Here is a 17,348-nt window from a genome sequence, read left to right as displayed (position 1 = left end):
TCTCATATTCAAGTTAGTTAATAGTTTATTTCTTTTCAGTTCAATTTCTTGATTTTCTTTTGTCCGTTTTGAATATACACACCATGATAATTGTCAATTTCCGAAATGTACATTCCCTTCAGGCTGCTGCACCGTTCCGTACCCTTCACACCATCGATCCTAATCGCTGTCACGGCGTCGGTACGTCCTAAATAACGCAGTGTGAAATTGTCAAAGCAGCACCAGTCCGCTCCCACATGCTTATCCTTGCGTATGCCTATCTTCAATGTTCCGCCGCTCACACTCAGTCTGATGGTGTTGACATACAGATGCTTTCTGTTGAACGCCTCGTCAGCACCACCCACATTGTCGGGATAGTTGTACGGCGACATCGTATAATCACCCGATGCCGAACCGTCGTACAGGCTCAGCATCGGGGTTTCAACAGAGTTGGCATAAAATATGGCGTTGAGTTCCTCCGTGCCGCCATTGTGCGCGGCCGTAGCCTCATTGATTCCGCCCATACGGTAGAATCCCTGCACCGTCACCTCATAGTCACCGTCGGGCAGTCCCGTCAGTGTCTGGCTGAAGTCGAAGTTGGTATTATAGTATTCCGCCACATATCCGTTGGCAGCGGTAAAGGCGGGCGAGGTCGTCCATCCTGTGCCGCCTGCCGAGAAATCACCGTTCGCTATTATTGGAGTGAGGTCGGTAGGTCTGCCCTGACGGGCCTGCTCCAACAGATATTCGTTGATATTCGGTGTCTTCTCAAGAGCCTTCTCCAAAGCCGCGAGCGCCTCCTGCATGGCAGCCGCGTTTGCCGCGAACGAGCCGAGGTCGTCAGCCAAGGCGTGCCCGGCTTTCTCTATCGCCGTACGCGACTCGTCAGTAGGCAGCACTTCGTGGATAGGCTTGACCTTGTCAAGCAGCGTCACCACCTGCTCCCATGTCTCCAGATAGCGGTATTCGGCCTCTGTCAGCTTCACGAAAGAGCCGTGCTGCGGAGCCAGATCTCCGGAAATGTCACGACGGTTGGCAGGATTGGCCCCATGCTCGTCAAGGTCCATTATACGATAATTATAGCCGTTTGAATATTTCTGATATCCCAACTGCCAGCGCTTGCTGCCTATATATCGGAACTGTGAAGGAGCCTCAATGCTCTGTCCGCTCTCATCAATACCGAAATCAGGATCTCTCACCCACTGACACGCACCCGTGGTCTTATCGCCCGCAGGTACGAGATAAGGAGCTGTGGCACGGCTCAGCGCACGGTCGCCCTCACGCTTGAACACCATAACATACTGTCCTTCGGCCTCATTCCACACTATATCGGCGTCAATGACATCATATCCGGGGTCGAACAGCACCATCGGCTTGCTTACCTCTGTAAGGTCCTCGTTCATCAACGAATAGTATATGCGGTGCCTGTCGGGGAATCCCACACTGTAATATGCCATATATTTTCCGGTAACCGGATCAAATATTATCTGAGGGGCCCATGCCGCCGTCATGTCCTTAACGTCGGTAAGTCCGAGAGCCTTCATGTTTTCCTCGCTTTCAAGGTCTATGCTTATATGTTTGTCCCAGTGCACAAGGTCGTTAGAGTGCATGAATGTCATGCGGTGGTTGCTTGTCCATCCGAGCGCGGACGTCATGTCTGTGCCGGCAAGCAGGAAGTTGCCCGTCTGCGTACGGCAGATGTAAGCATCGCGCATGCCGCCGGTCTCAGTATATTTGCTTGCAGGAAACACCTCTTTGCTGTCAAACAGGTCACGCCAGTAGGTGCCGTTGCTGCTCAATGCATAACATGTAATCTCCCGTGTAGTGTGCATGTGTGCGTAAAGATATCCGTACATTCCTGCGTCCTCGCGTGTATAGGCATTGTCCTCTACAGCCTCGGGAGCCGCATCGGCAATGGCTATGCGATAGACAGTAAGCGAATATGCCGGCACGTCGAGCACGATCTTTCCATCCTTGGCGGCCGTCTCTGCCGACGGGGCGTCGGGCGTAACGTCGGGTGCCACGTTATGCGGGTTGTCCATCGTGTTCTCTGCCAGTCCGCTCTCAGCTTTCAGGCTGTATTCCGTGCGTGCGCCCAGCAATGTCATGTTGTGCGCGTCTATCGTCAGCTGCTGTCCTTTGGCATGAGGATTCACCACCTTCAGAAGCATGGCACTGCCGTCCTCCGTCATCTGCAGGCTCTGATACAAAGCCTTCGGGGCAGACAATGTGAAATTATGTATCTCACGTCCGTCGAGCAGACATGTCACGTTGTTGCCCTCCTTACGTATCTCAATGTCATACCACCGTCCGGTCTCTATACTTCCAGCAGCGGAAGCCACAGTACTCTTCGCACCGTTCACGCATGTCTCCACACCATGCTGCGAGTTGTTCCATCCGCCGAGATTCCACCATATATAGTTGTTGGCGTCCTGACGGTCGAAGATGATAAGGAAGCCCTCGTTTCCGCTTGTCTTCCTTGCACGCAGTTTATATGTATAACTGTCGCCTGTTACGGGGATGTCGAGCACTGCCGTACAGTTGTCGGACATCATGGTCTGGCTGAGCGCGCCATCGGCCACACTCCACGTGCCGGTGTTGAACGTCCACTTGCCGGAGTTGGTGTCGAAGTTGTCCTGAGCCACCACCGTTCCGTCGGACAGAATGACGGTGACATCGTCATAGACCACCTGCGTGCTCCACGAGCCCACACCGACATTGCCGCCTGTACGGACATTGAGACTGTTGCCCGTCTCCGTCCACAGCATATTCTGATGACCGAGGCTGTTGCCCAATATCTTCTGCACATGATACGACGGTGTCACGAAATTGGCTCCCTGTTTGAAATGTATCATGTCGTAAGCCCATCGCGGGTCCTTCTCGTGTGTGAATATCGGTGCGAACGATGCCATGCGGCACACGTCGCTGTTGCGCTCCATACCGAGCATATATACAGCCTCGCCCAAGGCACTGTTCATATTGCCGTAGGTACCGTAAGTACCGCCGGCATTGGCGGCATATTCACCGTTGTAGATGCCTATCGAGCGCGGAGTATTGTCATATTTGTTGTAATTGTCTATCATCCACGAATACGAACGATAGTAATGTTCGTCGACCAGATCGACAGGATATTTGTTGCGCCACGACGGATTGTCCGTACCCCAGGCCTCGACGTTGCCGATAATCACAATCTCGGGATACTTCTCCCTGATGGCCTTGTAGAACATGTAGTAGCGCTCCACATATCCTATGTCGCCTGCCTGATAGTTCTCGTTGCCCACTTCAATGAATTTCAGATTGTAAGGTTCGGCATGACCGTTGGCAATGCGGCGCGCACCCCATTCGGTCGAAGCATCACCGTTGGCATACTCGATGGCGTCGAGACAATCCTGCACGAGTGTCTTGGTCTCTTCGAGCGACAGCGTGAAACCGTGGCCCAGACCTATGTTGACCACAAACATCGGGGCGGCTCCAAGGTCCTCGGCCAGTTGCAGATATTCGTCATAGCCAAGACCGTCGCTCGAGCGGTAGCGCCAGTTCTGGTTCATGTGGCCCGGTCGCTCCTCGATGGGGCCTATTGTCTTTTTCCATTGGAAAGCATTGTCGTAAGAGCCTTCACCCTCCACATAGCATCCTCCGGGGAAACGGAGAAACGTGGGACGGGTATCGGCAAGCAGTTGGGCAAGGTCGGGACGCAGACCGTTGGCACGGCCGCGCCATGTGCCCGGAAACAGTGACACCATATCAATGTTCAGACGGCCGTTGTTGCCCGTGAGCAACACCAGCTGTCCGGCGTTGTCCGTGTCCGTAGCCTTGATAGTGGCTGTCAGCCTGCTCCATTTCGTAGAGGACACGTCGCCCCCTATCTCGCTCTGTCCTATCACGGTATTGCCGTCGGCGGCGCGCAACTGCGCCGTGAGCCGGCCCGTAAAACTTTTTTGCCCCTTCACCCAAAGCGACAGGGTGTATATGGAATCTTTCTGTACACTCATGCCCCAGAATCCGCTGTTGGCTATACCTTTCTTGTCGGCATCCGATGCTGAAGACACAGTGACCGACAGTGCATGGCCCTGGGCGTCGTTCATCAGCGATGAGGTGACGAGCGACATCTCGGATCCGCCTACAGAGGTCCATCCGTCGAGCCCCTCCTCGAACGAACGGTTCTTCACAAGTTCGGCATAAAGTCCGCCGTCACCGGCATGATTTATCTCCTCAAAGAACAGTCCGTACTGATAGGGACTGACCAACGGGCCGCGCTTAGTGGCATCGACAGTCATCGTTATTTGCGCGCTTGTCTGAATGGCAGCAGCTATCACAGCGGCAGACAGAAAGAGTTTTTTATTTTTCATGAGCAAGAGTCTGTTATTCTTCGGTAATGAAACCTGATTAAAAATTGTTAGTATGTAAGTATTATGTATGTTCAAAAAAGGAAAGGAACCGGCGGCAGGGCCTCCCCTGCCCCGATTCCCGTTATTTGCTCCGGTGGAGCTTATTTAACAACTACTGTCTTCACAGTCACGTTGCCGGCTGCATCAGTAGCACGCATGATGACAACACCCTTGGAGGGCTTGCTCAACTTCATACCGTCGATGCTGAAGTATTCAACCTTGACAGGTGTTCCTACTGTTCCGTTAACGTTCTCTATACCATCCGTAGGCATATCGTTGCCGGTGTATGTGAGTCTCCATGTGTCCATGATTACCCAACCTGTGTCCACATTGGTCTCCTTCTTGATACCCACGCGGAGTTTGCCGTCGGTAACCTTGATCACGAGTTCGTTCACATAGCGCGGATTGTCAAGAGTGAAGTAAGCGTTTGCAGATACCATGTCGTTGGGCACATAGATGTTACCGTCACCGGTAGCCACCTCATCACCGATACCGAGCTTCTCCTCGCCTGCACCGGAAGACAACAGAGCAATAGGAGTCTCTACTGTCTTACCGCCCGAAACGGCATACAGTTTGGCCTCACTGTTGTCGGGATCTGCCGACCATGCCTCATAGTCTTCTGCAATGCCGCCATGACGGTTGAAAGCAGACAATGTGAGTTTGTAGTAACCGTTGGGAACCTCGGAAAGGGCGATATCCTGATACATGTCGAATGTCTTGTTGTAGAACTCAACCATCAGGGTCGACTTCTGAGTATCGTCGTTACCGAAGTTGTAACCGGATGTTCCGTTCCAACTCTCGATAGAGTTGACACCGTCTTTCTCGAAATTAGGATTCTGAATCAGAGCGGTGTAGTCGAGCGGGTTGGATGCGCTTGCCGTACCCTCGGGCAGGGCAAGACGTATAGTAACATCCTTGCAGCTTGCTATCAGAGCGGCAGCCTCGGCTGTTGTCACCGTACCGCCATTACCAACGGCCTCCTGCATCTTCTCGATAAGAGCTTCTGCCTCGGCCTTAACTGCCTTGTTTGCAGACTGGAAGATGGCCTCGCCCAACGGATCTATCATATTGTTGAGTTCGGTGAACACAGCCTCAGACTTGGCGATAGAATCGCTCAGAGCCATAACCTCTACGAGAGCATTGAACATCACCTCGCCATCAGTCTGTTCAAGAGCGTCAGCGGCATTTTCAACAACACCGTTAATCTTGTCGCACACCTCGGTACCCATAGTCTTGTCGACAGAAGAGTTAAGCGCATCGGCGGCTGTCTCGAGTACGGGCTGGATAATTTCAGCCTTGAATCCCTCGTAAATCAACTCGAAGTTGTCCCATATAGCCCAGTTGCCGCTTGCCGAAGCATCACCCTTTATACCTATGCGCATATCATCGCCCTTCTTTGCCACAAGACCGAAAGCCTGGCTCTTATATTTGCCATCGGCAAACATAACGGAAGCGTTCTTCATGTCATTGGCAAACCAGTACATATTTCCGTCGTTGTCCTCTGCCTGATAGGGAGCGGGATCAGCTGTCGCGTCGAAGTAATCTGCATCGGTCACCTTCTCATCATAAAGGTTCTTTATAGGTGTGGTGCTGCCATTGAGGTATACCGTAATGGGGGATGTAACATTACCCTCAGCCTCAAGGTATTTTGCCCATGCAGCGTCATTTAAGCCGTCGCGGAAGAATGCCTGTACATTGATGCTGTAGACTCCCTGTGGAGCGCCCTTCACAATCTGATATACATCGAATTTCTTCTGATAAGCCTCGGCACATTTATTGGTTGAACCACCGATGGTAGGATTGCCCTGCCATCCGGTCGCACCATCCTCGAAACCGGGATTGGGAATCTCGAATTTCTGTCCGACAACGAGACCGTTTTGTATGGCATCCTGTGTCATCTTCTTCACCTTCTCCGTCTCGGCAATAACCTCCTCAGTGGTCAATGTACGTTCAGCAAGAATATCCTCAAAATCAAAATCTACATAATCGGCCAACTTATCCTTGTCCTCACCGGCAAGTTCGGAATTAGGCCGAGAGGCCACCTCGCGGGCTTTCTCCACTGCGGCCAGCAGATCGGTCCATGCTGCGATATTGGCCTGCAGATCGGCCTTGGCAGCCTCAAGCTGCTTGATGGCCGCAAAGATTGCATCCTTGTCGGAAGCGCCTTTCACCTCGTCGAGCACAGCCTTGTAGTCATCGAGTGCACTGTATGTATATACTACGTCCTCACCCGGTTCGGCATCGCCCTCGAAGTCTTTCAACACACTGCTCATCCACAGAGCGTATGCCTCGGGCTTGTTTCCGTAGTATGTCAGCTTCCAGTTGTCGAAGAGTGTCCAGTCACCGCCTATTGTGGTCTTCTTCTCCAGACCGATAGTCAGAGTACCGTCCGTTGTGGCAACAAGCACCGTGTTGCCAGCATAGTATCCGGCATTGAAGTAATTGGCAGCCGTCTCCATGTTATTGGGAATATAGTATGTATATTCACCATCTATAACGCTACTCTCGTTACCTCCGAGAGAGTTGTTGGCTGTAACGCCCACAAACGGGGACATGATGGATGTGCGGACTGAATCTTCACCGGCAGCGGCATAGAGTTTGGCGTAACCGGCCTCGGCATTGTTCTTCTTCCAGTTTTGATATGCAGGTTCCGAATTTCCTGCACGGTAGAATGCCGACAGGCTTACGGCATATACGCCATTGGGCAGACCGGTCAGTTGCTGGTAGCCGTTGTATGCCTTGTTGTAGAACTCGGCAGCTCCGAAGCCGAACGCCGGAGCTGTACCGCTCCATCCGGTATTGGCATTTTCATATCCGGGGTTTACAATCTTCGACGTCAAGTCTGAAGGATTGTCAACCGTGGCAATATTCTCCTTAGCCTCTACAATGGCTTTATCAAGGGCGGCTATGGCGGCCTCGATCTCCTCCATTGTGCTGGCCTCGTTCTCGTATACTGCCTTGGCTGCAGAATAGTCAACGCCCAATGTCTGTGCCTCGGTCATGAGAGCACGCAGCTCTTCGGCTTTCTTGTAAACGGCAATTGCCTCCTGGTGGAGAGCATAGTCTTCCTGAGAAACAAACTTCCAGTCCACATTGTCTTCCTCAGTAAGGAATGCGAACAATTCGGGAGTGGCATTCTCGTCTCCAGCCTTTACTCCAAAGAAAGTATCGGGATAAGTGCTGGAATTGAAAGCTGGGTTGTACTCAGATGCACTGATACGCCATCCGTCGTTGACGCTCTTGATGGCCCAGATGGTATCGGCGTTGTTGTTGCAGTCAACCCAGCAAACACCGTCTGCATCACCGATAAATGTTTTGAACCATGCTTTCTTGGTCTCGACAGAGTCGTTGAGAATGGCGGCAGAGCCATCCCACTCCAATCCATCTTCAATATGTTTGGTGAACTTCACCTTGTATCCCTTGTCGCTTACGCTGGCACGCGTGTCCCAACTATTGGCTCCAAGGAAATACTTCTTGACACCGGTGTTGTACATATACAACGTGGTGTTCCACTCGAAAGCAGTTGTCTTTGGCTCAGGCTTCTGCCTTACGCCATCGACCAGAGCAGCTTCCGCAACACTGCTGCCCGTAAGCAACAGCGCACTCATAGCGAGTAGTTTTGAAACTTTCATAATCCTAAGTTTTTAATTGTTAGTTAATAGTATATTTTATAAAAAATATTGTCTCAATAGTCAGTTATCTGCCATTCTCTATCCAACGGTTTTTTAGTCTTTTCTTTGGTTTTATATTGCCGAAGTATTTTTATGGCGCAAATATAAATATAAATTTTTACCCCCCCCAGAAAATTTCAAAAAGTGTACAAAATACAACAAACTTTAACACTTTTAGAGGTCACACTGACAAAATGCACTAAAAAAGAATCATTTTTCAAAAGAAACATTTAAGTAACATTAAAATTATAAGTTATACAAAAAGCCTGAGTCGCAAAGCGACAAAAGCCAGTTTCACCGTCTCACACGATGGCATGAAATCCGATTCAGACGCCAGAGTCTTTTCGGACACGCCACATCATTAAATACGCATGAAGCTCACCGGATACTTGTTTACCATTGTTGGACCTATTTGAACATCGGGTGGAATATGAATACCGAGTGGAATATGAACATTGGATGAAATATGAACATTGGATGAAATATGAACATTGGATGAAATATGAACATTGGATGAAATATGAACATTGGATGAAATATGAACATTGGATGGAATATGAATATCGAAATAGATGCGCCCTGAAGGTAGGGTATCCAAAACTTGTCGTTCATGTATGAAATCATAGTCAAAATTAATATAATAAGTTAGTCAACAGTATTAAATTAGAACGCGCCCCAACGGGGCAACAAGCACATAGCCCGGGGCAGAGCGAAGCGGCACCCCGGGAATCATACATCGTAAATCCCCGCGCCCTGAAAGGGCAAAAGCAAAAAAAACACACAATACATAAACTGTAAATACCTGATAATTAATGCTTTTGCCCTTGCAGGGCGAGTGTGTACAATCGTGTTATTCCCGGGGTACCGCTTCGCTCTGCCCCGGGCTATGTGCTCGCTGCCCCGTTGGGGCGCACCCATCCAAAGTTCGTTCATCCTACGTCCGTACGATAATGTAGTTTTATTGACTACTTACCCAAAACAAATTCATGCCTTCAGGAAAAAAGCAAATCCATATCTTCAGGAAAAAACAAATTCATATTTTCAGCCAAAAAGCAAATCCATATCTCCATGTCATGATTATTCTGAAAAAAACGCATTTCTTTTTTCTTAAAATAGAAAAGCCAAGAGGGTCTCTCTGCTTTCTTGACACTTGTTTTTGGGAGGCCTATCTTGCCGTAAGACCCTCCCGACACTCCCACAAAGGCCGTTTCGCATTGCAACGACGGCCTCGTTGCGATGCCGTAAGGGCCTTACGGCAAGACAACGAGGCCCTCTCTGCTTTATTGACAAATCTATATTTTCATAAGTATCTGATTATCAGCGTTCCCCTTTCGACACAAAAAACCGTCGTTTTCGGGTTGTTGCCCGAAAACGGCGGTTTCCTACGCGTTAACACTCGTTAAAGTAAAATCATTTCTTTAATTTTCCCCCAATCACCTTTGTCACCTTATCACCGGCCACACGGATAGTGACGCCTGGGGTATGGCCGTCAAAAGCGCGACGGCCCGAAACATCGTAAAGACGCGACGTGCCTGTGGCTGCATCGGCATTTACGGCATCGATGGCCGTGATGTCACGTTCGAGATCGTTAATAGGCATGGTGTCACCCTGCCAATCATCTATGACAGTGAGCTTGGAAGCATTGCGCAACATGCCGCCAAAATCGGTCAGAGGTACGCGGTCGTCAGTAGTATTGATGCGGTGCCACTCATTGCCATACAGGACATAACTGTTGACCGGTGCCTTGGATACGGCAACAAAGTTGCCACGGAAATTCTGGTCGGTAGTGACGGCTGTTGCCACGGCCTTACCCGTCTCGCGAAAGCGCATCTCGGACAATGTGGTCCGGAATACATAGGGCATACCGGCTATTGTCTCGTCGACGGGAGCAAGACACACAGACTTGAGATCGGCAGTGACTCCGGCTATCTGGTAGAGCGTGGTCTCGCTGTCGGTGGTGAAGGCATACGGCAGACATATGGTGCCCCACTGCTCACCCTCGACAAGTGTACGCTTGTAGAAAGGAATGAAACGCAGACAGAAATCGGTGGCACACCACCAGCCTTCGCGGTTGTCACCGGTATTGGTGGTATTGGCATAGGCCATCCACTGACCATCGGTGGCACCGGCTTTCGAACTCTCGAAACCGATGGTAACTCCGGCACCGTCGGCAATATACACGGGTGAAGTGACGAGCGTCTCCCACTTGTCGACATCGGCTACGGAGGGAATGTCCTGCAAGGCAATAGTCATTGACGGCGAAACGGCTGTGACGTTATCGGCTGTGAGGAATGCATGCTGGTCTGTAATGCAGTAGTGTTGCGTGGACGCCTTGCACTCCAACTGATAGTATCCGTGGGACAAGCCTTTCAGGGTCTGGTTGACGGCAAGCGTAGTGCCGGCACCTTCCTCGGCCGTGACATTCGTCCACAGGGCGCTCCAACAGGTGCGTCCAGCTACAGTGGCCGCCTGCTGACGGCCTCCGCGGTATGTGCCGGCTGCAAGGTTCCATCCGGCGGTGCTGCCCGAAAATGCCGGTGCCTTCACTGCATCGTCAAGGATTGTGACCGGACAAGCCTCGTCGCGCATAGTGCGGAAAAGAGCAAGAGTGGAAACGGCCAAATCCGGCTCGCTGTCGAGGGCATCGATGCGCTCGGCCCATGTGAGTCCGCCCCCGGCGTCGTCTGTCATCAGTCCCTCGGAGAAGAGGGGCGACGAATGTGCATATAGAAGCCGCAACGAGTCTACGGCGACTATGGCCGTCTGCACGGTGGCAATGGCATCGGCAATGTCGGCCGCGGTACACTCCGGTCCGGCCATTCGGGCGTCGAGCCATGCGTTCATGGCAGCGTGACGGGTATTGAAAGCCTTGAATGCCTCAGCATGCACGCGGGCTTTCTCCAAGGCATCGGCCAAAGCGGCCTCGCGGGTGGTGAACAGTTCGCAAAGCATCATACGGTCTATCTGGGCGGTGGCGGCAAGGTCGCGCATGTTGACTATACAGTATTTGTATATCATGCTGTTGGTTATGGACGACTGCACTGCCCAGTCGGACGTATTGGACAAGGATACAAGCCGCTCGGTCTCGCGGGTGCCGTTGGAAGACAGAGAGAGGCGTACGGTGCCGCTCACGCCACGACCGGCCACAGAGCAATAGTAATAAGTGTCGGGCTTTACATCGACAACGCTTCGCAACGACTGCGGAGCAGTGTTGTCACCGTTGCCCCATGCCTGGAGATAGCTGCCGCCATCGATGCCACCACGGGGCACAGCCTCAAACCACGGTGCGGCAAGGGCGTTGCCGGCGGCATCGGTCCAATGGGACAGTCCGAGGTTGAAGTCGCCGTTGACAAAGATGTTGCCTCCGACATAGAATGTCCGGCCATCGGCAGTGAGGGCATCACCCGGTTCGACATCTGTAATGGCCGAGGCTGCCTCACCGGTATAGCGGCCACGACCCGACGCATCGACTATGTGTATACGAAAGACTGTCCCATAGGGTGATGTAGTGTCGGTGTACTCATAGTCGGCACCTTCTTCCTTGGGCGTTATCTCGGCAACGGTCTCCCACTGGCTCGATGACACACGGCGCTCGACAAGCATGCTGCGGTTGTACTCGCCGTTATAGTCGTGCCAAGTGAGCGTAGTGGTAGCGTCGGTCTTGTTATATACAGCCACGAGATTGTCCGGATCGTAACATTTCGGCATGGTGGGCACGACTTCATATGTCGGATTATAGGCTATACCGGTCTCCTTGGCAGCATAGTACTCGCCCATGGGAGTAAGTTTGCCGTTGAGGTACACCGAGCGACAGTCCTCCACCCAGTTGTAGACAGCATAGCGCTCGAGCCAGTCTGTGGCTTCAAGTCCGTCGACAACAGGCGCGAAATGCTGTTTCTCAATGGCAAAATTGGCATCGGAACCGGTACGGTCGCTACCTGGCCAGCCGGTCCAGTTGGCACCGTAGTTCATCTCAGTTATCCATATGGGACGTTTGGTGCGGTTATGGACCGTACGCAGAGTGTTGAACCAGCTGCTCCAGTCGCTGTACCAGTAGCAGTGCATCACTACAAAATCACAACGCCATCCGCGGGCGTCGATAGAATCGATGAAACGATAGAGCCAGTTGAGATCACTCGACATGGCCGGCGAACCGAGCCGACGACCTGTGGCCATCATCTGAGGCCATGTGGCAAGCACTTCCTCGACAGTGTTGACCTGCTCGCGGTCGTCATTGACATTGTCGGGTTCATTGTTGCCGAGGATGCAGGCTGACGTACCGTTATTGCCCACGTCGCTGATACCGGGCCATCCTTCATGGTGGTGTTGGGTGACATATTCACGGTCGGCCCATACGTTGACACCTGCATCCCAGTTGTAACACCATGTTGTGTTCAGGGCAGTATTGGCATCGACGGCATTGCCGGCATATCCTTTTTTACCGGAGTCGTTCCACTGCTGCACACGAAGGGCAGACACTGTGCCGCTGAGGATGGCAGGCAGGTCGACGGTCCTGTCCTCTGAGTCGGCAATGAATACACGGCTATAGCCGGTACCATCGCTACGGGTCATAAAACACACCATATAGCCACGTTTGAGAGTGAAGCTGCGGATGCTGTTGTTCATGGCATCACCACGCAGCGACACGCGGCCACCAACGGCATATCGGGCTGTCTCGCCGGTACACCCCTTACCGGTGTAGACGGTGAGGGGCTTGATATCACTGCTGTAAGGCAGGATGATGGAACCACCGGCATACATGCGCACCATACAGTTGACATTGTTTACTGCGGCACGGCCGTCAATGCGAACGCGCGACAGCATGGAGGCGGCCCGCGAAGGCACCACATTGGTGAAAATGAGTACGGAATGCTCCGTGTCGGCAATGTTTACCAATCCCGACGTTCCGAATGGTGTGGACGAGGTGACAATATAATCTACCCCACCGGTAAGCGTGACTTCGGAGGTCACCTGGCTCACCGTCTGCTTGGTCTGAGCCGCCAGTACTGATATAGACGGAACAAACAGAGCCAATACAGCAACGGTCCATTTTACAACAAGTCGTTTCATTGTATAATCATTAGTTAGTTTTAGGATATAGAAAAAAATAATTGTGGGCAAATTTACAATTAATCTTTAAAAAAGTGAGGATAGGTAACAAAAAGAGGCAAGCCTTTCACATTTTTTAATATCATACTAATGCTATTTAATGCAAGAAAGCGGATAATGCTTACGCATCATCCGCTTTCTTACAGTGTTGGACCAACGGGACTCGAACCCATAATGACAGAACCAAAACCTGTAGTGTTACCATTACACCATGGTCCAATACCACCAATTGCGAGTGCAAAGGTAGTGTTTTTTCGCTCCACCACCAAATTTTATGCACTGTTTTTTAGCATACCGATTATACGGAATGCCTGAAAACGGCATTATTTCACCGTTATCAGATAGTAATTCTTCTTCCCCCGCTGAACAAGCAAGTATTTTCCATCGATAAGATCGTCGACTGTTACAGGACGATCGAATACAGAAAGTTTTTCTTTGTTAAGCGACACGCCACCACCTTGTACAAGTTTGCGCATCTCGCCTTTACTGGCAAACACAGCAGCATCCTGAGTGAACAGTTCAACTGCGGGCTGACCTATTCTGTCGGCGGATATCTCAAAACTCGGCACACCCTCGAAAATGTCGAGCAGTGTATGCTCGTCAAGTCGCTGGAGACTATCTTTGGTTGACTTGCCGAAAAGTATGTTGCTTGCCTCGATGGCCATGTCAAGGGCCTCGCGGGAATGGACCATCACGGTGACTTCCTCTGCCAGACGCTTCTGAAGCATGCGGCGACCGGGGTCTTGCCGATGTTCTTCGACAAGAACATCAATGGTATCCTTGTCAAGACTGGTGAATATCTTGATATAACGTTCTGCATCATCGTCGCTGACATTGAGCCAGAACTGATAGAACTTGTAAGGTGTTGTGCGGTTGGGATCAAGCCAGATGTTTCCGCTCTCGGTCTTTCCGAATTTCTTGCCGTCAGCCTTGGTGATAAGCGGACAGGTCAATGCGTAAGTCTCAACCTCGCTACCGAGAGTACGACGGATGAGTTCGGTGCCGGTTGTCATGTTTCCCCACTGGTCGTTACCGCCAAGCTGGAGCTTGCAGCCCTTATGTTCGTATAGATAAAGGAAATCGTAACCCTGAAGAAGCTGGTATGTGAACTCGGTGAACGACAGACCATCGCGGGCGGTACCGTTAAGACGTTGCTGGACACTATCCTTGGCCATCATGTAGTTGACAGTGATGTGCTTGCCGACAACGCGGGCAAAATCAAGAAAAGTGAAATCTTTCATCCAGTCGTAGTTGTTGACCATTTCGGCTGCATTGGCCTCGTTGCTGTCAAAGTCAAGGAACTTGGCCACCTGCCGCTTGATGCATTCCTGATTATGATAGAGCGTCTTGTCATCAAGCAGATTGCGTTCCTGGCTCTTGCCCGAAGGGTCGCCAATCATGCCGGTGGCCCCTCCGACGAGGATGATTGGCTTATGACCGCAACGCTGCAGATGGCGCAGCATCATGATACCACAGAGGTGACCGATGTGGAGAGAATCGGCCGTGGGGTCAGTACCGAGGTATGCCGTAACCATCTCCCGTTGCAAAAGCTCTTCCGTACCGGGCATTATCTGCGCGAGCATACCACGCCATTTCAATTCTTCAACAAAGTTTTTTGTCATTGTATTTATCGATTTTTTTGTTATGCTATTTTATCGGATATTGAGAAAGTCCAAACAAACTGGCATTTCACGGCACAGGATCATAACCGCGACCGCCCCACGGATGACAACGTAAAATACGTTTCAATCCAAGCCAAACACCTTTCAGCGGACCATATTTCACAATAGCCTGACGGGTATATTCGGAGCACGTAGGAGTGAAACGGCAAGCTGGCGGGGTGAGCGGTGAGATACATCTCTGATAAAAACGTATCGGCAGACATAAAAGCCATACAACCACACTACGCAGACGTATCAGTAAAGACGACGACCGGAACGTCATAATCCATCCTCCTCAGCCAACCGGACTTCATCAACAACTTGTACATGCAACTGACGAATAAGCCGTTCGGACAAGCGCCTGAGCAACGACTCCATGGCAAAAGCAACCTCCGTACTGTCATAAAGGCGATCGGACTGCCAAATGAATGCCAGAGCCAACGAACGGTCAGGCATGTGTTGCAAGACATCATAAAGCAAATGCTTGTTTGCCCTATATGCCTCACGCAACTGGCGCTTGACACGATTGCGTCTGACGGCATGCTTGAAATGACGCTTCGACACAGTCACGAGTACCTGCACTGCCTCATCGTGCGAAGCGCGCGACATGGACATATAAACCATCCGCACAGGATAGGCTGCCATAGAACGGTTACCTCCGCCAAAGAGCTTCTCTATCTGCCGACGACTGACAATACGCTCTCCTTTACTGAATTTTGCAGTTGACTCTGCCGGAATATTCATGATATGTCGTAATGGAATTCTTACCCCTGATGCTCGTTGAGATAATGCAAAAGTGCACTTGTCATCGAAGGATATTTCTCGGAAGGTGCCTCAAGGTCAAGCCGCAAACCGGCATCTTTCACGGCTTTTGCCGTAGCAGGGCCGAAAGTGGCTATTGATATATTGTTCTGATTGAAGTCGGGGAAATTCTTTATAAGAGACTCTATTCCGGCCGGACTGAAAAATACCAGCATGTCGTAGTCGAATGCCTCGATTTCTTCGGGAGTGAAATCATTGCTCACCGTACGGTACATGACACATTCCGTATGGTTGAGTTTCTTGGCATCAAGCAATCTTGTGACATTGTCATTGTGAACGTCGCTCATAGGCACGAGAAACTTCTCGGTCTTGTGTTTGACCATCGTCGGTATCAGGTCGTCTATCTTGCCTGTCGAACCGAAGAACACCTTGCGCTTGCGATACTGAACATACTTCTGGATATAGAGTGCAATGGTCTCGGTGATACAGAAGTATTTCATATCCTCAGGAATGACCACCCTCATGTCCTTTGCCAAAGTGAAGAAATTGTCTATGGCATGACGTGACGTGAAAACAATCGCCGTATAGTCCAAAATACTTATTTTCTGCTGACGAAACTCTTTCGGAGTCAAACCCTCTACCTTAATAAAAGGACGGAACACTAAGTCCACTCCAAATCTCTCTGCTATGTCAAAGTAGGGGGATTTCTCGCTCATCGGTTTAGGCTGCGAAACCAAAATCTTCTTAATCATCGGTGTCCTAAATATTTATTTTCAAATGGTTACCTGTTATCACCAGCGCACCCCATAAAGCTGCGATGGGTACTATTTCGAGGGCACAAAAGTACAAAATTATTTGCAGAATGACACCTGCCTTTCTGAAAAAGATAAAGTAGCACTTATAAAATGTCAGGATTTTAACTAAAATCAAGACAACAATGAAGTAAATAACAACACTTTGTATCTCCAAATCAAAATAAACCTGAAGCAAGACAACCGGCAGCAAAAGCACCCCCTCGGTAGATGTTATGAAGAGCGCAGACTTCATCCATTGTAAATTCTTTTTGTAATCAAGAAGTACCGGATTGACAAACATATACAACAGGCCTTTGAAAAGAAAATAGCCCGCGAACATGGCAAAATAAATAGCGATGAGATGGTATTGGGAATCGAGTATAAACGTGCTTCCGATATAGTGTCGGGTATAAAAATACTGGAAAATCGAGAACTGAAGGCACGTCTGTAATACAAGAAAAAACTGGAAACGCACCTCTGAAGTAGTCTCGGTGATGGCAGATATCCCGGAATGTGGCACATATAGAAAATCCTTGAGTTGGCGCACAATGAAGCGGCGCGAATTGGACAATGCCACAACCACAAGAATGAAACACAACAAAAGCAACCCTGTGATAATGTCATCATCGCGCATGGTATAAGGAACGGGGTCGCCCGAAACTCCATGACGCCCACCCTTTATCTCAGGATGCAAGAGGCTGTCGCCGGAGAAATAGTTCTCTTCATAATATACAGGAAGAGAGACATCGAAAATGCTCCTGCCTGCATCATGACATGGCAGATGGAGTGTGTCGGGCCTGTTGCTGTAATGTACCTCACCGGGAGTGAAAACCGCTTGTATGGCCGAATCCTGCTGAGAAGGAGTGGCATCGGGCGGCAGACGTCGCAACACATGCGCAGGTGTAAGCGGACGACCGTATGGCACGATATCATGCCCCACGGTCGCCACTGATTCGTGTACGATGGAATCCTGCCGAGACATCG

The 17,348-nt window shown here is 50.6% G+C and carries 8 protein-coding genes and 1 tRNA gene; all 9 read right to left on the bottom strand.

Annotation, left to right across the window (positions count from 1 at the left end):
• Positions 1–35 precede the first annotated feature (35 nt).
• Positions 36–4,328 (bottom strand): alpha-L-arabinofuranosidase C-terminal domain-containing protein, encoded by a 4,293-nt coding sequence (locus HPS55_RS09890; protein ID WP_172177774.1) that lies wholly within the window; start codon positions 4,326–4,328, stop codon positions 36–38.
• Between the two features lie 140 nt (positions 4,329–4,468).
• Positions 4,469–7,999: a hypothetical protein gene (locus tag HPS55_RS09885; RefSeq protein WP_172324939.1), complete on the bottom strand. Its 3,531-nt coding sequence runs from the start codon at positions 7,997–7,999 to the stop codon at positions 4,469–4,471.
• A gap of 1,449 nt (positions 8,000–9,448) precedes the next feature.
• A complete protein-coding gene (locus tag HPS55_RS09875) occupies positions 9,449–13,108 on the bottom strand; it encodes a glycosyl hydrolase (protein ID WP_172177782.1) in 3,660 nt (1,219 codons plus the stop codon).
• A gap of 187 nt (positions 13,109–13,295) precedes the next feature.
• Positions 13,296–13,366: transfer RNA gene (locus HPS55_RS09870), tRNA-Gln, on the bottom strand.
• Positions 13,367–13,470: 104 nt separating this feature from the next.
• Complete coding sequence (gene tyrS, locus HPS55_RS09865) at positions 13,471–14,769, bottom strand: tyrosine--tRNA ligase (RefSeq protein WP_172177784.1); 1,299 nt, start codon at positions 14,767–14,769, stop codon at positions 13,471–13,473.
• A gap of 67 nt (positions 14,770–14,836) precedes the next feature.
• A complete protein-coding gene (gene yidD / locus HPS55_RS09860; protein ID WP_172177786.1) occupies positions 14,837–15,091 on the bottom strand; it encodes a membrane protein insertion efficiency factor YidD in 255 nt (84 codons plus the stop codon).
• Positions 15,088–15,552: a ribonuclease P protein component gene (gene rnpA / locus HPS55_RS09855; protein ID WP_172177788.1), complete on the bottom strand. Its 465-nt coding sequence runs from the start codon at positions 15,550–15,552 to the stop codon at positions 15,088–15,090. The genes yidD and rnpA overlap by 4 nt, the downstream gene beginning before the upstream one ends.
• 20 nt (positions 15,553–15,572) lie before the next feature.
• Positions 15,573–16,322 (bottom strand): uroporphyrinogen-III synthase, encoded by a 750-nt coding sequence (locus HPS55_RS09850; RefSeq protein WP_172177790.1) that lies wholly within the window; start codon positions 16,320–16,322, stop codon positions 15,573–15,575.
• Between the two features lie 7 nt (positions 16,323–16,329).
• On the bottom strand, positions 16,330–17,346 hold the full coding sequence (locus HPS55_RS09845) for a DUF4271 domain-containing protein (RefSeq protein WP_172177792.1): 1,017 nt from the start codon (positions 17,344–17,346) through the stop codon (positions 16,330–16,332).
• Positions 17,347–17,348: the final 2 nt, after the last annotated feature.

Source organism: Xylanibacter rodentium (assembly GCF_013166575.1).
GTDB classification, from domain to species: domain Bacteria; phylum Bacteroidota; class Bacteroidia; order Bacteroidales; family Bacteroidaceae; genus Prevotella; species Prevotella rodentium.
This window is presented reverse-complemented; position numbering and strand designations above follow the sequence as displayed.